Below are 24,385 nucleotides of genomic sequence, written 5' to 3'. Positions count from 1 at the left end.
TCTGCCCCTAAGCTTAACGCTTAAAGAAAAGGCGCTACTTCTTTGAAGTTAGCGCCTTTTTTATGTCTTGCCTTTCAGTTTTGGCTTTGCTTTCTACCCCTGCTTCTCTTCAATGTAAGCGTCAATTAACTCCTCAAGGATCGCCAAAGGAACCGCGCCATTTTTAAGTACCACATCATGAAAGTCTCTTAGGTCGAACTTATCGCCCAAGGCAGTTTTCGCTTTCTCTCGCAGTTCCAAAATCTTAAGCATGCCAACCTTGTACGAAGTTGCCTGTCCTGGCATCACAATATAGCGCTCAATTTCCGAGGTAACATCGCTGAGTGCCATACCTGTGTTACTTGCCATGTAGTCGATGGCTTCTTCTCGGGTCCAGCGTTTTTGGTGAATTCCAGTGTCTACCACTAAGCGTACCGCTCTGAACAATTCCGCTTGAAGTCGACCAAGGTTGTCCAGTGGATTGTCTTGAAAGCCCATTTCCCACGCTAAATACTCTGAGTACAGCGCCCATCCTTCTGTATAGGCAGTGAATGGAGACATTTTTCGAATAAAAGGCATGCCCTCCATTTCCATCGCTAGCGCTATTTGAAAATGATGGCCTGGAATACCTTCGTGGTAGGCCAGCGTTCGCATACTGTATTTAGGGGTAGCCTTTATATCGTAAAGATTAGCGAAGAAGCGCCCAGGTCTTGAGCCGTCTATGGCTGGCTGCTGATAATACGCACCAGGTGCAGTTTTTTCCTTAAACTCGGGAATGCGTACTACTTCCATACCTGCTTCAGGACGAATACGGAAAACCTCGCTCATACCTTTTTCAATTTCATCAAGAATGGTTTGATAGTCTTTGAGTATTTGTTCACGGCCAGCATCACTGTCTTCATAGTAATGAGAAGGATCTGCTGCAAGGGCATCCATTGCTTTTGTAAACCCTAACGTTACGTCGTAGCCTTCGCCTTCAAGAATTGTCAGCATTTCGCCTTGAATTCGAGCAACTTCTTTTAAGCCGATATTGTGAATTTCATCTGCAGTCATATCGGTGGTAGTGAAAAAACGAAGGGCGTTGGCGTATACCTTATCGCCATCGGGTAAGTGCCAATACCCGTGGTCGTTACCTGCCTTTGCCTGTAGTGTTGTGAAGTAGTCGATAAATAGCTGATAAGCGCGATTTACATCATCGTTAATGCGCGCTTCGGCTTTAGCCAAAAACTCATCCTGCTGTTCTTGCGACAGTGTTTCTACATCAGCCATTTTCTCTTTTAACGAGCTATACAAAATGTTTTCGTTAAGCGGCGAAGCAACAAAGCCGTTCATTTCATCGAGCACACGAGTAATAACAAATTGGGGAGGAATAATGCCTTTTTCCTCACGCAGTTTTAATCCTTCAAGTACTTGGGCAAACTTTTCATCTACCGCGCCTAAGCGACTTAGGTAATTTTCAACATCGGTTGCATCATTAATTTGATGTTGACCCTGCATGAAGCTTGGAAAGCCGTTTTGCACACCAAATAATTGGTTTACAGGATAGGTGTGGTATTGAAATGGCTCGTTGCCAATTAAATAATCCAGCAAATAAAGAGTGATTTTTTTAGAAAGTAGCTCGTCTTTACTCAGGTCTTCATTATCGTAATCGACGATAACTTGCCTAATGCCTCGGGCCTTATCAAAAAGGGCTTCGCCTTTCTCGGGGCTGGCATCGTCGAGTTCTGAATTATGACCTTTAATACCCACAGACTCTAGAAAGCCTAACGACGTTAAGGTTTCAGGGCTATCAAACGCTACCTTTACCATCTCTCTGTTTAAAAAATTATTAAAGTAAAAGGGTTTATCTGCATACCATTCGTGAGCAGCGAAGCTGCCGCCAAGCAGTACAACAACCAGTAAACCTGTACCAATCCATTTAAAAAATCGTTTCATTATTTTTATTGTCCACATTTTCGTTCCCACTCTACGTTAGCGGAATTTGCGCTACAAAGTAAACCAGATTAATGGGGGTGGTTAGCAAAGGCTGCTATATTTATGTGTCGTTTGCTACTGCCAGTATTAAGCGAAGACGGCCGGATAGTGAATCTCTCTTCTGCTGCACAAGCACCCGTGCAAGTTGATGCTATGAAAGGGCTTGTACATCTTCATGATGATTTTCAGGCTTATGCGCAAAGTAAGTTAGCGTTAACAATATGGAGTGAGCAGGTGTCCAAAACGCTTAAGCGTGGGCAAGTTAGTGTGTCGGTTAATCCAGGTTCGCTTTTAGCGTCTAAAATGGTGAAAGAAGGTTTCGGCGTGGCGGATAACGATCTGAGTATTGGTGCTCAAATACTGTGTAAAGCAGCCTTATCTGATGACTTTCAGCAGGCGTCAGGCAAGTATTTCGATAACGACTCACAGCAATTTGCTTCACCACACAATTTCGCACTGAATGCAGTAAACTGCCAAAAAGTGATGGAAGCGCTGCAGTCTGTTGTTGCGGGGTAGTTATAAAGCCGCTTATCAATACCTTTTAGAATAATGGCGTACGTTGTAAAAACCACTTGGATAAACAGTGATTTTTACAACGCCCTTATCTTATTTTAAGTGGCTGTTATGTTTGCTTTTTGTAATGCGCTTTTTATATCTTTACCGGCACAGTTGGGTACCCGAGACAGATATGATTCTATGCTTTCCATATTAAGCGTTAATCGTCTCTCATCTACATCTTTTGGGTCTTCCAACGGCTGCAGCCCGCAGCCATTTAACTGCGTTCCATAAAGCTGCTTTTCTCCATTATTGACCTTTATGCGATCGTAAAGATAGGCATAGTTACTTCCTTTCGCCATATCGTTATCAACGGCCTTCTTTACAATAGGAAGCATTTTTTTTTGTAGACTAAGGTTACTGTCGAGATGTTGAAAGACTAAAAAAACAGTGCTGCTCGGCTCATCACCAAAAACTGCTGGATCTGGCCAGCCGTGTTCCTTTAAGTATTTGAGCGTATAGTTTCCATGTTTATAAGTTTCGTTACTGATAAATTTTCGAATTAAGAAGTTCAAGGACTTACTTTCTGCTTCAGAAAAAGAGCTGTACCTCTCAGATTTTTTATTAACAAGGCCAAGCACAAGTTCCTGATCCCTTTCGGCCAAAACTGCAAAAGCGTGCTTTGTTTCTTCTACATTAAGACCAATAATTTGCTCAGGAAGATTTACGACAGAATCAGTTAGCGTTTTAAAAGCGTATTTAACACGAGCTGTGCTTGCATCAAATTCTTCTTTAGAATTGCTAGCGGCAAGTATTGTGACGGCAGCATTTAATTCGTAAAGTACACTGTCCGGTAGATGAAGCCCATGAAGTGAAATTTCATCATCCTTAAGCTGTTTGTATCTAGGCCTATTTTCGCGAATAAATTCGAGGGTGTATTGATGTAGCTCTGCTTGTAAGCTGTGCGCCTCACTTCTATGTTTTTCGTAAAAACGGTCGTCATCAACCATCACATTTCCCGTCAGAAGCGATTCAAGAGAGCCTTCTTCAGCACACGTTGGCAGTGCAAAACATAAAAATAGTAGATAAATAATGACGCGACTCATATTAGCTGTTCCCTGCTTTATTGTTAGAGATGTGGTGGTTTTAGAATGAACACTAAAAAGATACGTTAACTCTTTCGCTTACGTCAATGTTACGCGAAAGAGTTAAGTTAACGTCTGTAAATTTTTACACAATACAACGCCAATCCACGGGCTTATAACGGGAAGTGTTCGCTAGTCAGAATGCGCCACAATAGACACGGTATCATTGGCTCTAATGTATAAAACCGTTTCTTCATTGGCGCTGATGTTGTGCGAAAAAGAGCCTTTGGAGCTAAAGAAACTGCCAGGTTCAAGCATTACCGCTGTGTCGGTGTTCTTTGAATCATAGTTGGCCTTTCCTTTTATAATAACGCTCTTAAAATCTTTCGCCGTAGTGAAAATGTGACCTTCTTTGCCTTTAGCAAATTTGACCAAATAACCTTTTAGCTCAGCTTTGATATCAGATAAGTCACTTTTCTGCCAAAGGTGAGCTATTTCAACGCCATCGCCCTTAAGTAGTTCTGAGTCGTTTTCATTTAGCCAAATGAGGTTTGACGCATGCACGTTTATCGGTCTTTCGTTAGTGTCAAACTCAGCTTCTGGTGGCTTAACAAGATAGGGGCCGTTATCTATTTCAAGATAAATAAGGTTGGCTTTGCTGTTTGCCGCAGTAATGTGATTGTGTCCGGCAGGCTGAGTCCAGAAAGATAAGCTAGGCAACCACATGTGTTCTGCAGACGGCGTATCGTTATGAAGAAGCCCTTCAATAACAATACCTCTGTAAGTGATGTTGTGAATATGCGGTGGCGATGAAAACCCTTCTTTAAACTTAACCAACATACCCGTTGCTTGGTTTTTGGTTCTATCTCCCCACAAATCTGTTGCTGCTGGGCTTTTATCTCCGCGAAGTGGATTTAAATAACCCCACTGAAGCTCTGCAGACGATACAACTGAAGATGTACTATCATGGCTTTCTGCGGCTGCGTTGAATGACGCTATGGTAGTTAGTAAAAAGCCAGCGAGTAAAAGGCCGGTTAATAAAAAGCTGGTTAATAAAAGATTAGCTCGATGAATTGCATTGTTCATACATGTCTCCGTTTGAATAAAACTGCTAAAAGTTGAAACTGCAAAAGGAGCTGACTAGCAGCTCCCTATTGTTTGACGCGTTGTACTACTTATCAATAACGAACATTAATAAAGCTCGTTATCAAGCCCTTAGGCTATTAAAAGCAGTGGGTTAAACAGAAACAACAACCTTGCCTAACGCTTTGCCACTTTCTAATAGTGCATGGGCTTTACCTACTTCGGATAAGGTAAACGCCGAGTCGTCTACAACGGGCTTCACGCCGCCTGCTTCAACAATTTTGCTTAAATCGCTAAGAATGCGAGCATGGGCTTCGCGGCGATAGTTATGAAGCATAGGGATAAGCATGAATACCACGTGTATCGATAGCCCTTTAAAATGCGCGGTAGTGAGGTCAAGCTCTGTCATGGCCACTGTGGTAGCAACTTGGCCATTTAGCGCAGCCGCTTCAAACGAGTTGGTCATGTTAGCGCCGCCTACTGAGTCGAAGACGATATCGAATCCGGCGCCGTCAGTGTGCTTTTGTACGTAGCTTTCTACAGTCTCAGTTTTGTAATTGATAGGGCTAGCACCTAAGCTTTCAATTAACGATAGTTGAGTATCGCCGCCGCCGGTAGAAAATACATTTGCACCATAGTGTTTTGCCAATTGAAGTGCCACATGGCCTACACCGCCTGAACCACCGTGTACCAACACGTTTTGGCCAGCACTAATGCCGGCACGCTGTAATCCCTCATAGGCGGTTATGCCAACCAATGGCAGTGCCGCAGCTTCTTTCATCGATATATTTTTAGGTTTAAGGGCAAGTAGATTAGCATCTGCAACAATGTACTCAGCGAGCGTACCAGGAAGGTCAGCTAAACCGCCTGCGCAGCCATACACTTTATCACCAACGTTATAGCCAGTAACGCCTTCGCCTATCTCTTCTATTGTGCCCGCAAAGTCCATTCCTAACAGTGCTGGCGCAGCAGGTGATAAAGGCAAGTCGGCACCCATTTGACGAATCATAGTGTCAACGGTGTTGATACTGGTTGCTGCAATCTTCACCAAAATATGACCGGCTTTAACAGACGGCTTTGGAATGTCAGCGGCTTCAAAGGCATCCACGCTTCCGTATTGATTTACAATCATTGCTTTCATCTTCATCTCCTAGTGTATTCTTATCACTGAAACCCGTTGTGCAGGCATTGATGAGTCTGCGCTACGTGTTGTCTCTGTTGTTGATGGGTGTAGCTTAATAGTATTGATATTAGGAATAAATGACGTATAAAAGGAATGAGAATTCTGGTTTTGAATATAATCGTTAGAATAGTAACTTAATAAGTCAGAGGAACAGGAAATGGATACCAACGGCATTCGCTTATTTGTGATAGCGGCAGAAACGTTAAACATAAGCGAGGCAGGAAAGCGGCTAGGCCTCGCGCCTTCTGTCGCCAGTGCTCGCTTATCAAAGTTGGAAATGCAGCTAAAGGCCGACTTGTTCCACCGCTCTACCCGCAAGGTAGTGTTATCCATCGAGGGCGCGGAATTTCTCCCCTATGCAAAAGAAATTGTGGCCCAAGAAGATGCCGCTCATGCGGCGTTCGGACGAGGTAAAGCTACGGTGCAGGGCACGCTAAGGTTTGCATCATCTAGCAGCTTTGCACAGCTGTTTATCAGCCCTATATTGCCTGAATTCCTCGACAGATACCCTGGGATTAACCTCGAATTAAAGCTATCAGATACTCAAGCGAGCCTCATAGAGGGTGGGTTTGATTTAGCGCTGCGCAACTATGCCGTGGAAGACAGTAGCTTAATAGGTAGAAGGCTGGCAGACGATACCAGAATCATGTGCGCCTCTCCTTCGTACATTGAGAAACATGGTTTGCCGCGAACTGAAGCCGATTTGGCAAACCACCAAATCGTGATGTTTGCCAACGCTAAACCACGGGTATTGGTTAACGAAGCAACGGGGCATACATTCTCGTTTCCTGCGGCGTCTGAAAGGCCGCGGGTGGTGTGCGATGATGGCGCAAACATGCGTATCGCCGCAAAAGCGGGCGTAGGAATATGCATGAGCTCGGTGTGGAATGTGCACACTGAGCTATCTGAGGGAAGCTTAGTGAGAGTGTTACCCGATTACCGCATTAGCGATAGCGCGGCAATCTGGCTTGTTTACCCAAGATCGAATGTACTTACTGCAAAGGTGCGGGTGTTTATCGATTTTTTAATAGAAAAGTTAGGCGATTTATCGGTTTGGGATTCTAAGGCAGATACTAGAGTGAAATCGTAAAGCGAAATAGTGTAGCGAGCTAACACAACCAAAAAGCCAAAAGGGATAACCAAAAAGGAATAACCAAAAAGGAATAACAAAATAAAAACGTGTATCCTAACCGTCCTATTTCAAACTGCGTATTTCAGATTAAGGGCAATGTAATATGGCAACAGCAGCCGCAGTGCACATTTTGGTAAAAACCGAAAAAGAGGCGCTCTCTATTTTAGAGCAGCTTAAAAAAGGCAAAAATTTCGGCACGCTAGCCAAAAAACATTCAACGTGTCCATCGGGTAAGCGAGGCGGCGATTTAGGTGAGTTTCGTCGCGGTCAAATGGTGAAAGCGTTTGACGATGTAGTATTTAAAAAAGAAGTGCTAAAGCTACACGGGCCTATAAAAACTCGCTTTGGGTTTCATATTATTAAAACCCTGTATCGGAATAACTAAATTCCAGACTTTCATTTTAGATTCCCGATTCCCATTTTTCGCCGCATACGTGAGTTGCTGTATAAGCGTTAAAGGGGCTGTTGTATTGATGGATGTTTTTCCGCATTAAAGCATTGTGATCAACACTGATGAATGGGGTAGCGCTGGCTTTCCCAGCCTTATCTAAACGATAGTAGCTAGTAGAGTAGTCGGCCAGCAGCATTCGGTTAGTCGCGGCACTTTCTGTTAAACGCACTCGAGTCACGGCTTTAAACCTCGCCCTTTCATCACCTAGTGCCAAAATAGTGCGATAGTAATATCCTTTCTCTGTTTGTTGCTGAGAAAAACTATTCAGTGTCGCGATAAGATCTTTGAGGCTTATTGTTTCTCGCTGCAGCATAAAATCATGATGAATAATGTTGCCGCTACCGCTATTGTCACCACCGGCGGTATAGGCCTGCTCTTCCTCTAGTCGAGTTAAGTATTCTTGCCCTTCTTCGGTGTAATGCACAAGCGCTTCGGTATTCATGTGTACGAAGTAATCACTAATACCAGCAGGTACCACTTCAAATAGCATCACATCTGGTGTTACTGCACCCCGCTCTTCAGGCGTTTGTGGGCCTCTCGGTTCGCACTTTTCAGAAATAAAATAGTAGTATTGGCCAGCTTCAATGGCCTTGGCACTATGATGAAAAAAAGAAGATGCGATAACGATGCCGTATAACATCGTTATAAAGAAACGGAATGCCATAATACCAACGCCCTTATTTATATTAACTCACTCAAGCGTTAGTTTACGGGTATACGCATTACAATGCGATATGAAGTCTTGAATTGAAACAATATTGGCAGAGGCCAAAAACTACTGCTGTTTTTCAACTTCCTCTATTTTCTTCCACAGTTCTTCAGATTCTGCAGTAAGCATAGAATACGTTTTAATATCGCCTTTTCTTTGCGCAAGCATGGCTCGCTCTAAAAGCTGGTCGTATTCTTTCCGCATTTTCTTTGACGGATTCGATTTAAAAAGCCCAAACACTATTTTTCTCCCCACGCTGCACGGTAGATGTTTTACAAACACATTTTCTGAAAAAAAGCATACCGGCTGCGTACTCTGATGATGGTGTATTTGTTGTAATATTTTTAGTTAATAAAGCGCTTAGTCGCATATGAAGCTTTGTGCGCAATGAGTAAACGTTTTTTTTCTACTAACTGATCACATGATGGGAAAAAAGAAATGGCAAAAAAGAATGACAAGAAGAAATGATAAAAAAATGGCTCGCTTTTTTACCTAATAAACGAGTTGGAATTTTCGGTGCACTGCTAAATCTTGTTCGTTTTTTGTACCTTTACGGCTGTGCAAAAAACAACCTTCATACTTTAAATCTCCTTTTACTAATTACAATTCTGACAAATGAAAACAAACATAAGTGAGTTTCATATAAATTATAGTTATGTATTTAAACTTAAAAATTTTTGTAATAAATATCGCCAGGGCGTATGTTTACTAAGGTGTAGGGTGAAAATTGAACAGATTTTTTCCCGTGCTATCACGCAAATAAAATTTAAACGGGCGTTTAATTTAGTCAAAAAATAATCAGCATAAATGAATAAAATGGTTTCAATGAGAACAAAGAGTGTCATTCTCAAAGTGCCTAAGAATAAGGAGAAGCGTATGAAAGTTGTTGTTTTAAATGAATCTAAAACGCCAGACTCGCTAAATAAAGTGGAAAAGCGGTGTGCGGTTACGCCATCTAGCGCACAGCGCCTAATAAAGAAAGGGGCTTCTATTATCCTTGAGGCCGGAGCAGGACTACTTTCTGGCTACTCTGATAAAGAATATGAGGGTGTGGGTGTTTCTATCATTAGTGACGTGAATGAGTCGGTATCATCTGCAGATATGGTGGTGGCCGTAAACAAGCCGAGCGAATCGCAATTAGCGTTGATGAAAAAAGGGGCCATTGTGGTTGGCCATCTTGACCCTTTCTTTCAACAACCGCTTGTTGAGTCGATTGCTGAGAAGCAGCTTACGGCTATTTCAGTTGAAATGATCCCGCGTTCTTCCCGTGCTCAAAAAATGGATGCGTTAAGCTCTCAAGCGAGTTTAGCGGGCTATGTAATGGTGATGCAGGCTGCAAGTTTGCTCCCTTCTATTTTACCTATGATGATGACGCCATCGGGCACTATTAAACCCGCTAAAGTATTTATCATTGGCGCTGGCGTGGCAGGCCTGCAGGCTATTGCCACAGCAAAACGCCTTGGCGCTAATGTGCTTGCCTACGACACTCGCGAAGTGGTTGCAGAGCAGGTTGAGTCTCTTGGTGGAAAATTCCTTAAAATCGATATTGGTGAAACGGGCCAAACTAAAGACGGTTACGCCAAAGAGCTTACCGAAGAACAAAAAGCCAAGCAGCAAGACGCTCAGCGCGATGCAATTGCCGATTCAGATATTGTGATTACAACGGCGCAACTGTTTGGCCGAAAGCCTCCTGTGCTTATTTCAAAAGACACGCTGGCGCTAATGAAGCCTGGCAGTGTTGTGGTGGATATGGCGGCCACCTCTGGCGGTAATGTTGAAGGCTCAGTCGCTGGAGAAACCGTTGAGGTGAATGGCGTTAATGTTATTGGCGACGGCTACTGGAGTCAGTTTGTCGCGCGAGCTGCCACCGACATGTACGCCAACAATATTTATAACCTTGTGGACGAGTTCTTCGACACCGAAACCAATACGTTTAATCTTGATTTGGACGACGATATTCTTGCTGGCTGCGTTATTGCGCATCAGGGGAGCGTTACCAACGACATGCTGCTTAATGCATACAAAGGAGCTTAATTGTGGAAATCATATACTTACTTTTTATCGTGTTATTGGCAGGTTTTCTTGGTTTTGAACTCATCCGAAAAGTGCCTGCTACGCTTCATACGCCCTTAATGTCAGGTTCAAATGCTATTTCAGGTATTACCTTGGTTGGCGCCTTAGTGGCATCGGGTAGTGACAACAGCGTGTTAACTACCGTGTTGGGTACCATTGCGGTGGCACTGGCAAGTATTAACGTGGTGGGGGGCTATTTAGTCACCGACCGTATGTTAAATATGTTCAAAAAGAAAACGAAGTAAGGAGTACGCAGGTGAATGATATTGTAACCACGATTAACCTTGCGTACGTAGTTGCTGCGGCACTATTTATTCTTGGTCTTAAATTATTGAGTCACCCAGATACGGCGAAAAAAGGTAACTTTATTTCTGCTGTTGGTATGTTTATAGCGGTTGTTGTTACTCTGCTCGATCAGCAGATCATCAGCTACCACTATATATTGCTAGGGTTTGTTATTGGTGGCGCTTACGGTGCGTGGAAGGCAAAAACCGTTGAAATGACTTCAATGCCAGAGATGGTGTCGCTGTTTAATGGTTTTGGTGGCGCAGCATCACTGTTACTTGGTTGGGCGACGTTATCGAGCATGGGCATGGCGGCGCTAGAAACGGCCGGCGCGTTTACCTTTGTAACCTTATTTTTCACCATACTTGTTGGTGGAGTGACCTTTTCAGGCTCGGTAGTAGCGTGGGGGAAACTGTCGGGGAAGATGAGTTCAAAGGCGGTTGTTTTTACCGGGCTTCGCGAGCTGAGTATTCTTCATTTAGTGGGCATGTTAGCCGTTGGCTATTTGTTTACTACCGAACCATCAAACGCAGTGTGGCTGTATTGCGCTATCGCAATTGCACTTAGCTTTGGTTTATTGGCCACCATTTCTATTGGTGGTGCTGATATGCCCGTGGTTATTGCCTTGCTTAATAGTTACTCGGGCATAGCGGCCTCTGCTGCAGGTTTGGCCACCGGCAACACCATTCTTATTGTTACTGGCCTGTTGGTTGGCGCGTCAGGGCTTATCCTTACGAATATAATGTGTAAGGCCATGAACCGCTCACTAATGAACGTACTGCTATCTGGGTTTTCTACACCTGTTGAGGCAGGCGAAAAAATTGAAGGCGAGATTAAGGTACTTGCCGCACAAGATGCGTTTTACGTGTTAGAAGCAGCGCAAGCAGTACTCGTTGTGCCAGGGTATGGCATGGCGGTCGCGCAAGCACAGCACGCAGTGCGTGAGTTGCAGTCTTTACTGGAAGATAACGGCTGTACGGTAGATTACGGTATTCATGCAGTGGCAGGGCGTATGCCTGGGCACATGAACGTACTGTTAGCAGAAGCCGATGTTCCTTACGATCAGCTGTACGAAATGGACGACGTAAATCCTCGTATGGAAAATTATGACGTGGTGATTGTTATTGGTGCCAATGATGTAGTTAATCCAGCCGCAAAAGAAATGAAAGGTAGCCCTATTTATGGCATGCCGGTTATTGAGGCATACCGCGCCAAAACAGTATTTGTATTAAAGCGCTCTGCCAATGCGGGTTTTGCTGGGGTGGATAACCCTCTTTTCTTTAAAGAAAATACGCGAATGGTGCTAGGTGATGCGAAAGAAACCATCAACAGTATTATCCGTGAATTTGGTGACGACTAGTCACGTTCATCGGTAAGCCTAAAATGGGCCCGGCAATAACCCAGTTCGCCGGGCCCAACATATAGTCAAAACTCATGCCCAAGAAGCCGTCTTAATCGCATCACCCAAAACTACAAAATATGTAACGAGTGCAAGGTTGTTTAATCTTTCAATACGTTCTAACATCGAATCAATAGCTTTTTAGAATACTGAGCGTTAACCCTGTAATGAGTGACAACCCGTCTCATCGCCCATTTGATATTGAAATTTTTCAGAACTGTATTTTAGTGACGCTTCGCGGGCATTGGGATATGGGAACCAATATTAGTTACTTGGGTGAACTGTCAGATGCATTACAAAGCAGAAGAGGCAAACCCTTCCATTTATTTGTTGATATGCGCTCGTGGTCTATTCCAAATACCGATATTTCAAGGCGTATTAAAGAGCCTGTTCAACTCGACCGCAGAAACCAATTAAGTGAATTGTGGCTGGAAGATGATACGACTGATGCCAATCACATCGCAGATAAGTTTTTCAAAAATCAGCCTTGTACTTTTAGTCGCACTAACGATGTAACCACATTTTTAAGCGACGCTGGCAAGAGAGTTGAACCAAGCGTGATGGCATACGTAACATCATGGATAGATACAGCAACGCCGCGATAAATTAAATTAGTCGAAACAATCGATATTTTACGTCGCAACATTCATGGCTTTGTCTATAATACGCGACTCATTTTTGCACGCATAAGTTAGGTAAACCCTAACGCACTTTTTAAAAGGTGATCATATTGTCTAATTGGAGTATCGAGGAAGCAGAGCGCGTCTACGGCGTCTCTCAATGGGGTGGCGGTTATTTTCAGGTTGGTGAAAATGGCAACGTTCACATTACGCCCGTGCCCGAAAATCCGAGTATACGCATAGACTTCAATTCAGTTATTGAAGATATACGTAAAGAAGGTGTTCAGTTCCCTGTTGTTGTTCGTTTTCACGATATCTTGCGCTCGCAAGTAGCAGGGTTAAATAAGGCATTTCGTAAATCGATTGCCGAAGCTGAATACAAAGGCGAATATCAAGGCGTTTACCCAGTAAAGGTAAACCAAATGCGCGAAGTGGTTGAAGAGATTGTCGATGCTGGCAAACCTTACAACTACGGGCTAGAAGCCGGGTCGAAAGCCGAGCTTTTAACTGTGCTAGCCATGAACACAAACGAAGAGTCGCTCACCATTTTAAATGGTTACAAAGACGACGAAGTTATGCGCTTAGCCCTACTAGGGCGCAAGCTTGGCCGCCGCGTAGTCGTGGTTGTAGAGAAATACACTGAGCTATTGCTGCTGGTAAAAGTAGCAAAAGAATTAGATATCGATCCTATTATCGGCGTTCGCTCGAAAATGACGGTAAAAGGTCGCGGAAAGTGGGAAAGCTCAGGCGGCGAAAGAGCGAAGTTTGGCCTTACTATCACCGAGATAATCAATGCTGCTCGCTACTTAGAAGAGCAGGGCATGGCTCACTGCCTCAAACTTTTGCATTTTCATATTGGTAGCCAGCTTACCGATATCAGAGCGGTGAAAGAAGCTGTTACTGAAGGCGCTCGTATTTATGCCGACCTTCATAAAATGGGCTTTGAGCTAGATTATGTTGATGTGGGCGGCGGCCTGGGTATTGATTACGACGGCAGTAATTCAACCAACGAATCGTCGCGTAACTACAGCATGCAAGAATATGTTGCTGACGTTGTGTACGGCATGAAAGAAATGTGCGATCTAGAAGGCGTACCTCATCCTCACCTGGTGAGTGAGAGCGGGCGCGCCATTACGGCACATCACAGCTGTGTGATAACTGAAATTGTGGGCGAAATTAAATCTAATGCCGCCACCATGGATACGTCAGCCAAAGAAGGTGAGCACTTTTTCTTAAAGAATATTAGAGAACTCGCTGACACTTTTGACGAGCAAGAAAACATGCATGAGGTATATAACGATGCCTCGCAGTACAAAGAGCAAGCTCTTGATGCTTTCAAGCTTCGCGTCATTCCTCTTGAGGAACTTGCCAAAATAGAAACGTTGTATTGGCAAATTATGGGTAGGCTGCAAACTTGGTATCGCAACGAAGAATACGTACCGGAAGAACTGCAAGAGCTTGATTATAGCTTGTCGTCGCAGTACCTGTGTAACTTCTCTGTGTTCCAGTCGGCTGCCGACACATGGGCAATCGATCAGCTGTTGCCAGTAGTGCCATTAACGCGCATGAATGAGGAGCCAACGGTAAACTGCTCTTTGGTAGATATTACCTGCGACAGCGATGGCAAAATTGACCAGTTTACTATCGGCAGAGAGATTACCGATGTGTTGCCGATGCACCCGTTAAAACAGGGCGAACCTTACTATGTAGGGTTGTTCTTAACAGGGGCTTATCAAGACGTTATGGGTGATATGCACAACCTATTTGGGCGCTTAAACGAAGTACATATTTACAGCTATGACGACGATCCAGAAGATTTTTATATCGAGGAAGTCGTTAAAGGCTCATCGGTAGAAGATGTGCTTAACGTTATGCAGTATAACCCTCGTGCCATGGCATCTGACGTTAAACGCTTAATCGATAAACATGTGTGGGATGGTAAACTCAAGCCTAGAGAAGGCGTACGCTGGACAGACTTTTACGAAAAATGTCTAAACGGTTATACATACCTCAAACAGTCAAAGTAGATACCGTTGCGCTTGGCTAGCTTTTCTTCTGGATATGAAGATACAAAGTAGCCAGCACAGTGATAAGCAATTGAGTTAGTGCAAGCCGGCGAGCTTAGTCGTCGGCTTGTTTTAAAAAGCGTTTCCACAGCTCTGCGGTAGCGCTGTTAATCATGTTCGACTCTGCATTCATCAACATGACATACCCGGCCTTTTTCTCAGGCATGAAAGCCACGTCTGCACGATAACCTTTTACCCAACCGCCGTGATAATTTAGCTGTTTGCCATCAAGGTCGTAAACACGCCAACCCAAGCCATAGTGGGCGTCGTTAATCATACCTCGCCAGCCTCGACGATACGTTTCGCGCTTAGTGCGTACTCGTTCTGTGGTGACATATTCCACCATTTCTTTAGAGATTACGGTGGGAAATTCTCCCAGCAATGCCTGCAAATAAATGGTCATGTCATAAATACTGGCGTTAACCCCGGCGGCAGGTGAAAACCGGTAGTAATTGCTTTCTACTTTACCCTCGTGCCATTTATTGCGGGCAATGGCGATGTGTGGGCGTGCCCATGATTCTGAGGCTAGCAGCCCGCCTTTACCAACACTTGACGATGTCATACCCAGCGGAGAAAAAAGATAAGATTGAATTTGGCTAGAATAAGACGTGTCTTGCCCGCTGAAGTAGTACTCTAACGCGCCAAATAAGGCGTTTTGATACGTGTAGCAGTCTCCCGGTTTACACAGTGGCTCAAGCTCACCTAGGGAGGTTAGTACACGTTCTAATGAATAGTCGGCTTCAATTAAATTGTCGTAGGCATTTGGCATAAAGCCGCTTGATTGCCCAATAATATGCTGAAGTTCTAGTGCCTCCATACCCTTGCCCTTGAAAGGAATGTCTGGAAGCAGGGTTTTAATAGGCGTGTTCCACGATAGCTGATTTCGCTCTACCAATTTAGCGCTAAGCAGTGCTGTGAAAGTCTTCGATACGGATGCCAGACGAAATACGGTGTCTTTGGTTACCTTTTCGCCGCCCCGTTTGCGCGTTTTACCGTACACATAAACTCGGGGCGTTTTCCCCTGCTCATAAAAAACAAATGCATAGCCTGGTACATTGTATTTATCTGCCTCTTTTTTTACATAGCTGGCATAGTTATCAAGCCAGTCAGCAGACAATGTGTGCGAGTAAAGCATTAGCAGCGGGAATGCACACATTAGAAAAAAGCGCGACATCGAAATGCGCAAAATAGTTGGCATACAGTTAGCTCATTAGGCCGGCTTCTCTGCAATAAGAGATAGGCAGTTGTTATCAAGGTGGCGATATTATGCGGATAGGTTGGTCATTTATCAAATGCGCGTAAAAAACGGCACGTATGTAAAGAGTGCCGATAAATATTAATAAGCACTGAGAAACGGTAAAAAAGGCAATCCAGCGCGCAGAGCAGAAAAAGTATGACAAAATAGTGAGTTCCGATTTTGTCGCCTTAATTTCGATTTTTACGCGTAAACTTATTTTAAACGTGAACAAGGTATCTGTGGTTAAGCGCTTTAAAAAACAGCCAAGAAGCAAAAGCGTATGACCAAGGCCAATATAGCCAACGCAAGCTTAACGCGACTGATATGTGTAAGAGGTTTCAATGTCGTCAATAGACAGTGCTCAACAACAAGCCTATTCATCAGCCAGATGCAGCAGAGATGCGCGATTTGATGGTCGCTTTTTTGTTGCAGTGAAAACAACAGGAATCTTCTGCCGGCCTATTTGCCCTGCAAAGCTGCCGAAAGAAGAAAATGTGGCTTATTATAGTTTTGCGGCTCAAGCCATGTCTGATGGATTCAGGCCATGTTTGCGGTGTCGGCCTGACAGTGCGCCTCAATCTCCCGCTTGGGAAGGGGTAGACACTACGGTGCAGCGGGCACTGTCGTTATTGTCTGAAATACCAGCCCAGCCAATTAGTCATATTGCATCTCGCCTTGGCATAAGCGAGCGCTATGCCAATAAATTGCTTACCGACGCTATTGGTTTGTCGCCAAAACAATTTCAAACAATGCAGCAGGCGCTATTTGCTAAGCAACTTATACAGCAAACCACCTTGCCTCTGCTTGATGTAGCGATAAGCTGTGGCTTTTCATCTCAGCGTCAGCTACAAAGAGTCGTTCAGCAGTACTGTAAAACATCGCCATCAGGGCTTAGGCGCACTAGTAAAAAGGCTAGCCAAGAGCCAGGCCAAGAGAGAGGCCAAAATATCCGGCTATTTCTTTCCTATCGCCCTCCTTACGATTGGCCTTATGTGAGAGATTTTTTAGCTGGCCGTGCGGTTGCTGCAATGGAACTAGTGACCGAGAGCAGTTATCAGCGCTGGTTTGAGTTTGACGGCGTGAAAGGGCATTTTTGCGCCATACACAATGCTCGCAAAGGCGGGTTTGAAGTAGCAATAACATTGAGTGATTTATCGCCGCTTTACCGGGTAATTGAAAACATAAAAGCCATGTTAGATTTAAAGGCGGATCCTATGCTTATTGAGCGCGGCTTACTCAATGCAGGATTAATAAAGACGCAGCTTGTAGAAGGGTTAAGACTGCCAAGTGCATGGAGCGTGTTTGAGGCCGGTTGCCGAGCTATTGTGGGTCAGCAAGTTAGCGTAAAAGCGGCTATTGGCCAGCTGACTTTGCTAGTGCATCATTTGGGTAAAAGCGATGTCTTCGACGATGAGCTTCGCTATAGTTTTCCTTCAGCATCTGCGGTAGCGAGTAGCGATCTATCTTTTTTGCGGATGCCCCAGGCCAGAAAAAATGCGATTAAAAGCTTTGCTCAGCTGTTTTCTAGCAGTCAACCTGATGTCGCTTCGCCGAGTTCTTCAGATGGCTGTTCTGAGAGCCATTTTCCAAGCCGCTCTCAAAGTCGCTCCCCGAGCCATGAAGATATGCTGGCGGTAAAAGGTGTTGGGCCGTGGACAGTAGATTATATTAAGATGCGCGGCGAACGAGACCCCGATGTTTATCTTGAAGGCGATCTTATTGTGAAAAAAATGGCGAAGCGTTACCCCGTTTGCGCAGGTGATGCAGCGCCGTGGCGAAGCTATCTTACGCTGCAACTCTGGCAGCTCTCCCAGCTTCCTCAAGCAGGTGGCGCGCCTGAGCCGGATAAAAATTGTGCATCGAAACCAGACAGAAAACAAAGCGCCAACAGAGTCAAAAAGGATCTAAGCCAGTGAATACAGACACCGCATCAGAGGTTTTTTCTCAATCAATACTTACAGAGCAAGGCGTGGTAACGGTGACAGCAAGCAATATAGGCGTTACCCGCATTGCGTTTAGTGAGCCTGAAGGTTGCTTAAAAGACAGTGTAAAAGGCAGCGCTAAAGATAGCGCAAAAGATAGCGGTAAGGAGGGCGTACCTAATGGCATTACCGAAGAAGCTTGTTCACAGCTATCGGCCTATTTTGCAAAAACGCGTCACGAATTCGATTTGCCTATAGAAGTCAAAGGCACAGAGTTTCAAACGTCGGTATGGAAAGCGTTGCAAAGCATACCTTACGGACAAACCGTAAGTTACTTAGACATTGCAAAACACATTGGTAACCCTAAAGCAGTAAGAGCGGTAGGGCTTGCGAATGGTAAAAACCCCATTGCCATTGTAGTACCGTGTCATCGAGTTATTGGCAGCAATAAAACGCTAACAGGGTATGCGGGTGGTTTAGCGCGAAAGCAGTTTTTGCTCAATTTAGAGGGAGCCCAAGGCGGACTATGGGACTAAGAGATATAATCGCACTGGTGGTGTTAGCCGGTATCTGGGGGGGCTCGTTTATCTTCATGCGAGTGGCGGCCCCCGAATTTGGTATTTATGTGCTGGTGGCGGTTCGAACGCTGCTTGCTACGGCGGTGTTATTGCCGCTACTGGTGCTAAAGGGTGGGTTATCGCAAATTAGGCATCATTGGTTTGCCATCGCCTTGGTTGGCTTAGTGAATACCGCTATTCCATTTGTTCTTTTTAATTACAGCAGCCTGCACTTAGAGGCTGGGGTGAATGCCATATTAAATGCAACTGCGCCCATGTTCGGCGCCATTGTTGCCTGGCTGTGGCTAGGAGATAAGCTCACAAAAAGTGCCATTGTAGGTTTACTGGTTGGGTTTGTTGGCGTAGCTGTTATCAGTCAGCAAAAACTCGGTGAGGGTGAGGTGAGCTTCTTTCCCATTCTTACCGCACTGCTTGCTACTACTTGCTACGGAATAGCTGCCAGTATGATGAAAAAGTGGCTGCAAGGTGTTAAGCCTCTTGCCGTCGCGACTGGCAGCCAGGCTTTTGCGAGCATTATGTTAGCGCCCTTCGCCCTTGCTACGCTGCCGGCTACCATGCCAAGTAATAATGCGTGGATTAATGCGGTGGCATTGGCTATCGGTGGAACAGGAATTGCGTACATCCTATACTTTAAACTGATTGCTGATGTGGGGCCGGCAAAAGCGATTACTGTTGCCTATCTGGTACCGTTATTTGGCATTATTTGGGGCGTATTATTGCTGCAAGAACACCTTTCTGTGCAAACTATCGTTGGCGGTATCATGATATTGCTAGGCGTAGCGCTCACTACGGGTGTGTTAACCAAGCGTAGAAAAAAGTCGAAGCTTGAATCGGCCTAATTTAGCTTCATCCCAAAGTAAACAGCAATAAAAAAGCAGCGTGTTTCGGCACGCTGCTTTTTTTGTAGAACACAGGTTAAACGCCCTAGTCGATTAACTGCATACGCACTAGGTTGCTGCCATCTCGTTTAGCCTGATACAGAGCGTCTTCCGCATGGGCGGTCACTTCTTGTAATGGCCGTACTGAGGCGGTGTACGAAATACCAAACGATGCTGTAATCTGAATGTCTGGGTATTCGGCAAGTGGTGGCAGTGTTGCCACACCATGACGTAGGTTTTGTGCCAGCTCTAAGGCCACATGAGGCCCTGTTTGTGGCAAAAAGATAATAAACTCGTCGCTGCTCCAGCGCCCTAATACGTCTTGGTCTCGCAGCTTTTCTGATAGGTAAATAGCTACCTTATCTAAAATATCATCACCCGTGTTGCGACCGTGCGCATCAACAATGGTGGTCATTTCATCGACGTTTACCACTACAACACTTAGCGAACCGTGCTCTGCTAATAGGCTTTTGTAAATAAGCTGCAAGCTGTCCTTTTCGGGAAGGCGGTTTGTCTGGCGAACTATCAGGTCTGGCTGCATATCTTTTCTAAAGTAATACAGTAAGTTGTATATCAATAAAAATAGAGAGAACACAACCACAAGCAGTGTTACAACGCTAAATATAAAGGCTTGTGAAATCTCAGCTTGTCTGTCTTCTAGCGGGCTTAATAAAAACACCGTCCAGCCAAACTGATTCAGCTTTACCTCTGCAATCAAAAAGTCTTTTTCGTTAATGGTAACTAGCTTGTTGTTAAGCGCCTGCTCATTTTGAATGGAAAGCGGCAGGCTTGCGTACCAAGGTAATTCAGACAGGTTAGTAAAGTCTGAATAGGTGGCAACTAACGCTGGATCAGACGACAACATAATGTCGCCCTCTTTATCGACGAATAGAAAGTCGTAGCCGTACTCTTGTTTGTAAGAGTCGAATATTTCTATAAAGCTGCGCAAGCTTTTACCTACGCCAAAAAAGCCAAGAAATTCGCCTTCTTTATTGTGAATTTTAATGTCGATGTACAGGTGGGTGTCTTCCCACTTACCGATATCGGCCACTGCATCAGTAGGGTAATCGCGGTACTTAAAATACCAGCTTACTTCACCTTCAATTAGGTTAATGATGGTGCCATCGGAGTTGTATTGTTTTCTGTCTGTTTCGCTGGCGATGAAAAAAGACAGGCCAAACTCTTCTTCAAGGCGTTGTAAGGTGCTAAATGCAGCGTCGCTATCGACTGAATCTTGATTGAGTAAATCTACAAGCTCTGTCGAGTGACCAAGGGCGTCAGAAATATGCAGGGGTTTGAGCAGCTGTTCTACAATAAGCGATATAGCGGGTGAAAGTGACTGCTGCTGGGCGCGGCTTTGCTCTGCTACTATTTTCGAAATGCTAAAGTGCACTAAAGTTACAATCGCTACCACAACGACTGCAAAAAGCATCAATATGCTTCTATGTAGGGTTCTAAATGTGTTCACAGACTGCGCATGCTCCCTTGCCTGGCTGAACTGAAATTTTCCAAAACAAAGTATACCTGTTGCAAATATGAACTACTAGCACGTTTACCTCAAGATTAGCCTAAAGGGCTAACTAGAAAACAAACTGGCAGGTAGTTGGTGTATTTAAACCGTGACAGGGCGCATTCATCCGCTGACATCTCATCAATGCTTAGTTACACTACGTGCAGATAAAAACTATGTTTACACAATAAAGGGATTGTATGGCTTTTTCAGTGGTTGTTTTAGCAGCGGGTAAAGGTACTCGCATGAAATCTTCGCTTCCAAAGGTGCTTCATAAAGTAGGCGGCGTTCCAATGGTTCAGCGTATTATCAATACGGTGAAGTCGTTAGGTGCAGACAACATCCACCTTGTTTACGGCCACGGCGGTGACTTGCTGCAACAGACCATTGTTGAAGACAACCTAAACTGGTGCCTTCAGTCTGAGCAGCTAGGAACAGGTCATGCAGTTCAACAAGCCGCGCCTCATATAAAAAACAATGAAGATGTTTTAGTACTGGTAGGCGACGCCCCGCTTATTAGAGAAGAAACCTTAGATGCGTTAAAAGCGGTAAAAGCCAGCTGTGATTTAGCCTTACTTACCGTTGAATTAGACGACCCCACAGGCATGGGCCGAATTGTCAGAGAAAACGATAACATCACTCAAATTGTTGAACATAAAGATGCCTCTGATGAGCAGCGCGCCATCAAAGAGATTAATACCGGCATGATGATGATGTCTGGGGCTGATCTTAAGCGTTGGTTACACAACTTAAGTAACGACAATGCCCAAGGCGAGTATTACCTTACCGATGTTATCGCTATGGCAGCCTCTGAAGGAAAGCGTATTCAGTCTGCTCAGCCAGCGTCGGCGGTTGAAGTTGAGGGTGTTAATAACCGCATTCAACTGTCTAACCTTGAGCGCGCCTTGCAGGCTCGTCAGGCGCAGCAGCTAATGACTGACGGTGTTACGCTGTTAGACCCAGCACGCTTTGATATGCGCGGCACGTTAGCAGCTGGAAACGACGTTGTAATCGACGTAAATGTGATTGTGGAAGGTAATGTAACCCTAGGTAACAACGTTACTATTGGGGCAAATTGCATATTACGCGACTGCCACATTGCAGATAACGCTATTATTGAAGCCAACTCTATCATTGAGCAAGCAAATGTAGGCGAAGCCTGTGTGGTAGGACCTTATGCGCGCTTACGCCCTGGTGCGGTTATGCACAAAAACGCCAAGGTTGGCAACTTTGTGGAAATGAAAAAGACAGTATTAGGTGAAGGTGCAAAAGCAAACCACCTTACTTACCTTGGCGATGCCGAGGTTGGTGCTAACGCAAATATTGGTGCGGGCACCATTACCTGTAATTACGATGGTGTAAATAAATCGAAAACCATTATTGGTGAGAACGCATTTATCGGCTCTAACTCATCCCTTGTTGCGCCCGTAAATGTAGGCGATAACGCAACCGTAGGCGCCGGCTCAGTAATCACATCGGCAGTTGACGACAGCGCCCTCGCCGTCGCCCGTGGCAAGCAGCGCAACATAGCAAACTGGCCACGCCCCACCAAAAAATAAAATAAAAGGGGGTCAGAACCGAATAAAATAAGCCAGCAACATGGCTTGCATTTTATTCGGTTCTGACCCCCTTTATTGCTTTAGGAGTTGCTATGATCACTACGCTACTAGTCGGGTTTGGCTTTTCGGCCACCACTTTCCACTTGCCCTTTCTTCAGCACCTTTCTGATTTTGTCGTTGAGGGCGTTGTGTCCTCAAAGCCGGATGAGGTGAAAACTGCGTTGCCTGATGCCGTGGTTTATTCATCGTTGGAAGAAGCACTAAACAGCACGCAATTTGATTTGGTGGTAATAACAACGCCTAATCATTTACATGCGTCACAGTCCTTACTCGCACTTGAGCACAACAGCCATGTATTAGTAGAGAAACCTTTTACCCTAAGCGCAGCCGATGCAAAGCACCTGGTTGATGTGGCGCATGCGAAAAAGAAACAATTATGCGTGTTTCACAATCGGCGTTTTGATGGCGATTTTCTCACCTTAAAGCAGCTTATTGAGCAAGGTAAGCTTGGTGATATTAAGCGCTTTGAAAGTCGCTTCGACCGCTTTAGGCCTACTCCACGCAATCGATGGCGTGAAAACAAAGGCCCTGGCAGCGGGATATTCTGGGACTTAGGGCCACACCTAATCGACCAAGCACTTCAGCTTTTCGGCAAGCCCGTGGCGGTATCGGCCAGCGTACTAACGCTGCGAGATGGTGGGCAATCAGACGATACCTTTGACCTTACCCTTCATTACGCCGACAAGATTGTGAACCTTGGCAGTTCAGCATTTCAAGGCGGGGCAACACTTCGCTTTGATTTACAGGGAACGAAAGCAAGTTTTCGAAAGTTTCACCTAGACCCGCAAGAAAATCAGTTAAGGGCGAATATGAGCCTTGCAAGTGAAAGCTGGGCAGTCACTCCTGAAAGCGAACACGGCCTACTTTCAAATGAAGATATGACTGAGGTAATTGAAACCCGTCGCGGAGAATATTTGGCCTTTTTTGAACAGCTAGCGGGCGCTATCAAAGGCGATGCCGACTCACCTGCCGATGCAGCTAGCGTTGTTGAAGTGATCAACGTTATTGAAACAGCACTGAAAGCGAGCCAAGAAGAAAGAAAGTTGCTGTTAAATTGAGCAAAGTGCTTGAACACACTTTCATAATACCTTACGATTCTTTCAAATTGTAATTCATAGCTTTCGTTTTGAAAGTTATAAGCGTTTTTTCATATTTAAATGCGGTTTGTTTTTGAGGTATGGCAAATAAACTATGCCCCGACAAAGCTGCATACAAATGTGAAAGCTGAAACGCCGTATTTAAAGAAGTAGTTCAAGTTGAAGAGCAGTCATTCGGTTGATGAGCGTCGCAAAGGCATAGTGGAATGGGTTAATGACAATGGCCATACACGTGTAGAAACGCTAGCCAGCCAATTTAACGCGTCTGAAGTTACTATAAGAAAAGACTTAACTGCATTAGCAGCACAAGGTGCGCTAATTAGGCAGTTTGGCGGCGCTGTGCCTGCTGCTTCATCACGTACTGCTAATAATACCTCTGCAGTAACGCCTTCCGCTACTTCCACTACCCCTGTGTCTTCTACCTCTTTTAAAACAGAAGCATCATCACTAGCTGGTAGTGACCTTTCGAAGGCCATCGGACAATGCGCGGCCAATTTAGTTACGCCAGGTAGCAAGCTGGTGATTGACTGCGGCTCTACTACTTCTGCAATTTTACCTTATCTATCCGCTTTAGATGACCTAGTGGTAATGACAAATACGCTATCCACAGCCAACTATTTAACCCAGTGCGATACCGAGCCAACGGTACTAATGGCTGGTGGTACATGGGATGCCCTGTCTCAGTCATTTCAGGGCTCTATGGCTGAACAGCTAGTTAGTGCCTATAGTTTTGATATTGCGTTCATTGGCGCCGCTGGTATTGACGTTGAAAGAGGCACCACCACCTTTAATGAATTAACGGGAGTCACCCGCGCAATGGCCAATGCCGCTTCAAAAGTGGTGGTAATGGCCAGTGCAAAAAAACTATTGCATAAAATGCCTAACCTCGAGTTGGGCTGGGACAAAATTTCTGTGTTAATCACCGATGACACCATCAGTGATTCTGATAAAACGAATATTGAAAATAAGGGCGTGACGGTAATCGTCGCCACGCTTAATGGAGAATAAGC

22 protein-coding genes are annotated in these 24,385 nt (G+C 44.8%); 14 read left to right on the top strand and 8 right to left on the bottom strand.

Features of this window, described 5'->3' with window-relative positions:
* Positions 1-93: 93 nt before the first annotated feature.
* On the bottom strand, positions 94-1,914 hold the full coding sequence (locus AC27HD_RS13915; RefSeq protein WP_487106593.1) for a DUF885 domain-containing protein: 1,821 nt from the start codon (positions 1,912-1,914) through the stop codon (positions 94-96).
* 102 nt (positions 1,915-2,016) lie between these two features.
* Here AC27HD_RS13915 and AC27HD_RS13910 point away from each other — a divergent pair, with 102 nt between their 5' ends.
* Positions 2,017-2,469 (top strand): Rossmann-fold NAD(P)-binding domain-containing protein, encoded by a 453-nt coding sequence (locus AC27HD_RS13910; RefSeq protein WP_487106592.1) that lies wholly within the window; start codon positions 2,017-2,019, stop codon positions 2,467-2,469.
* A gap of 95 nt (positions 2,470-2,564) precedes the next feature.
* On the opposite strand, the gene AC27HD_RS13905 is transcribed toward AC27HD_RS13910, so the two are convergent.
* The 3 genes from AC27HD_RS13905 to AC27HD_RS13895 all read right to left on the bottom strand — a co-directional run bounded on the left by AC27HD_RS13905 (position 2,565) and on the right by AC27HD_RS13895 (position 5,757).
* A complete protein-coding gene (locus tag AC27HD_RS13905) occupies positions 2,565-3,554 on the bottom strand; it encodes a DUF6624 domain-containing protein (protein ID WP_487106590.1) in 990 nt (329 codons plus the stop codon).
* Between the two features lie 171 nt (positions 3,555-3,725).
* Positions 3,726-4,619: a DUF4437 domain-containing protein gene (locus AC27HD_RS13900; protein WP_487106588.1), complete on the bottom strand. Its 894-nt coding sequence runs from the start codon at positions 4,617-4,619 to the stop codon at positions 3,726-3,728.
* 151 nt (positions 4,620-4,770) lie between these two features.
* Positions 4,771-5,757 carry a zinc-dependent alcohol dehydrogenase family protein gene (locus AC27HD_RS13895; RefSeq protein ID WP_487106586.1) on the bottom strand — a complete coding sequence of 329 codons (987 nt, stop codon included), beginning with the start codon at positions 5,755-5,757 and terminating at the stop codon, positions 4,771-4,773.
* A gap of 199 nt (positions 5,758-5,956) precedes the next feature.
* Between AC27HD_RS13895 and AC27HD_RS13890 the strand changes: the two genes are divergently transcribed.
* Positions 5,957-6,889, top strand: coding sequence for a LysR family transcriptional regulator (locus tag AC27HD_RS13890; protein ID WP_487106584.1), 933 nt, complete (start codon positions 5,957-5,959; stop codon positions 6,887-6,889).
* A 145-nt stretch (positions 6,890-7,034) separates the two neighbouring features.
* Positions 7,035-7,316 (top strand): peptidylprolyl isomerase PpiC, encoded by a 282-nt coding sequence (gene ppiC, locus AC27HD_RS13885; RefSeq protein ID WP_487106583.1) that lies wholly within the window; start codon positions 7,035-7,037, stop codon positions 7,314-7,316.
* A gap of 16 nt (positions 7,317-7,332) precedes the next feature.
* Here the strand turns inward: ppiC and AC27HD_RS13880 are convergent, their stop codons facing one another.
* The gene (locus AC27HD_RS13880; protein ID WP_487106581.1) at positions 7,333-8,046 is read right to left on the bottom strand and encodes a hypothetical protein; all 714 of its coding nucleotides are present in this window, start codon (positions 8,044-8,046) and stop codon (positions 7,333-7,335) included.
* Between the two features lie 111 nt (positions 8,047-8,157).
* Positions 8,158-8,331 carry a DUF6435 family protein gene (locus AC27HD_RS13875; protein WP_269518209.1) on the bottom strand — a complete coding sequence of 58 codons (174 nt, stop codon included), beginning with the start codon at positions 8,329-8,331 and terminating at the stop codon, positions 8,158-8,160.
* 636 nt (positions 8,332-8,967) lie between these two features.
* Here AC27HD_RS13875 and AC27HD_RS13870 point away from each other — a divergent pair.
* From AC27HD_RS13870 to speA, 5 genes are all read left to right on the top strand, one after another.
* Positions 8,968-10,125 carry an NAD(P) transhydrogenase subunit alpha gene (locus tag AC27HD_RS13870; protein ID WP_487106578.1) on the top strand — a complete coding sequence of 386 codons (1,158 nt, stop codon included), beginning with the start codon at positions 8,968-8,970 and terminating at the stop codon, positions 10,123-10,125.
* Positions 10,126-10,127: 2 nt separating this feature from the next.
* Positions 10,128-10,409: an NAD(P) transhydrogenase subunit alpha part 2 gene (locus tag AC27HD_RS13865; protein ID WP_269518211.1), complete on the top strand. Its 282-nt coding sequence runs from the start codon at positions 10,128-10,130 to the stop codon at positions 10,407-10,409.
* Between the two features lie 11 nt (positions 10,410-10,420).
* Entirely contained in the window at positions 10,421-11,809 is a 1,389-nt protein-coding gene (locus tag AC27HD_RS13860; protein ID WP_487106576.1) for an NAD(P)(+) transhydrogenase (Re/Si-specific) subunit beta, read from the top strand.
* Between the two features lie 206 nt (positions 11,810-12,015).
* A complete protein-coding gene (locus tag AC27HD_RS13855; protein WP_487106575.1) occupies positions 12,016-12,453 on the top strand; it encodes an arginine decarboxylase in 438 nt (145 codons plus the stop codon).
* Between the two features lie 125 nt (positions 12,454-12,578).
* A complete protein-coding gene (gene speA / locus AC27HD_RS13850; RefSeq protein ID WP_269518214.1) occupies positions 12,579-14,495 on the top strand; it encodes a biosynthetic arginine decarboxylase in 1,917 nt (638 codons plus the stop codon).
* 94 nt (positions 14,496-14,589) lie between these two features.
* On the opposite strand, the gene AC27HD_RS13845 is transcribed toward speA, so the two are convergent.
* Entirely contained in the window at positions 14,590-15,708 is a 1,119-nt protein-coding gene (locus AC27HD_RS13845) for a serine hydrolase domain-containing protein (protein WP_487106674.1), read from the bottom strand.
* Positions 15,709-16,112: 404 nt separating this feature from the next.
* On the opposite strand from AC27HD_RS13845, the gene AC27HD_RS13840 reads away from it, so the two are divergent.
* The 3 genes from AC27HD_RS13840 to AC27HD_RS13830 are packed head-to-tail and all read left to right on the top strand — an operon-like array spanning position 16,113 to position 19,110.
* A complete protein-coding gene (locus AC27HD_RS13840; RefSeq protein ID WP_487106572.1) occupies positions 16,113-17,687 on the top strand; it encodes a DNA-3-methyladenine glycosylase 2 family protein in 1,575 nt (524 codons plus the stop codon).
* Positions 17,684-18,229 carry a methylated-DNA--[protein]-cysteine S-methyltransferase gene (locus AC27HD_RS13835; RefSeq protein ID WP_487106570.1) on the top strand — a complete coding sequence of 182 codons (546 nt, stop codon included), beginning with the start codon at positions 17,684-17,686 and terminating at the stop codon, positions 18,227-18,229. The genes AC27HD_RS13840 and AC27HD_RS13835 overlap by 4 nt, the downstream gene beginning before the upstream one ends.
* Positions 18,220-19,110: a DMT family transporter gene (locus AC27HD_RS13830; RefSeq protein ID WP_487106568.1), complete on the top strand. Its 891-nt coding sequence runs from the start codon at positions 18,220-18,222 to the stop codon at positions 19,108-19,110. The genes AC27HD_RS13835 and AC27HD_RS13830 overlap by 10 nt, the downstream gene beginning before the upstream one ends.
* A gap of 85 nt (positions 19,111-19,195) precedes the next feature.
* On the opposite strand, the gene AC27HD_RS13825 is transcribed toward AC27HD_RS13830, so the two are convergent.
* On the bottom strand, positions 19,196-20,581 hold the full coding sequence (locus AC27HD_RS13825; RefSeq protein ID WP_200883161.1) for a sensor domain-containing diguanylate cyclase: 1,386 nt from the start codon (positions 20,579-20,581) through the stop codon (positions 19,196-19,198).
* Positions 20,582-20,859: 278 nt separating this feature from the next.
* Between AC27HD_RS13825 and glmU the strand changes: the two genes are divergently transcribed.
* The 3 genes from glmU (at position 20,860) to AC27HD_RS13810 (ending at position 24,383) form a co-directional block, all read left to right on the top strand.
* The gene (gene glmU, locus AC27HD_RS13820; RefSeq protein WP_487106566.1) at positions 20,860-22,218 is read left to right on the top strand and encodes a bifunctional UDP-N-acetylglucosamine diphosphorylase/glucosamine-1-phosphate N-acetyltransferase GlmU; all 1,359 of its coding nucleotides are present in this window, start codon (positions 20,860-20,862) and stop codon (positions 22,216-22,218) included.
* Positions 22,219-22,310: 92 nt separating this feature from the next.
* Positions 22,311-23,336 carry a Gfo/Idh/MocA family oxidoreductase gene (locus AC27HD_RS13815; protein ID WP_032097650.1) on the top strand — a complete coding sequence of 342 codons (1,026 nt, stop codon included), beginning with the start codon at positions 22,311-22,313 and terminating at the stop codon, positions 23,334-23,336.
* Between the two features lie 198 nt (positions 23,337-23,534).
* Positions 23,535-24,383, top strand: coding sequence for a DeoR/GlpR family DNA-binding transcription regulator (locus AC27HD_RS13810; protein ID WP_032097651.1), 849 nt, complete (start codon positions 23,535-23,537; stop codon positions 24,381-24,383).
* Positions 24,384-24,385: the final 2 nt, after the last annotated feature.

The organism is Alteromonas sp. 4NS20-0143, from assembly GCF_057542855.1.
This window is presented reverse-complemented; position numbering and strand designations above follow the sequence as displayed.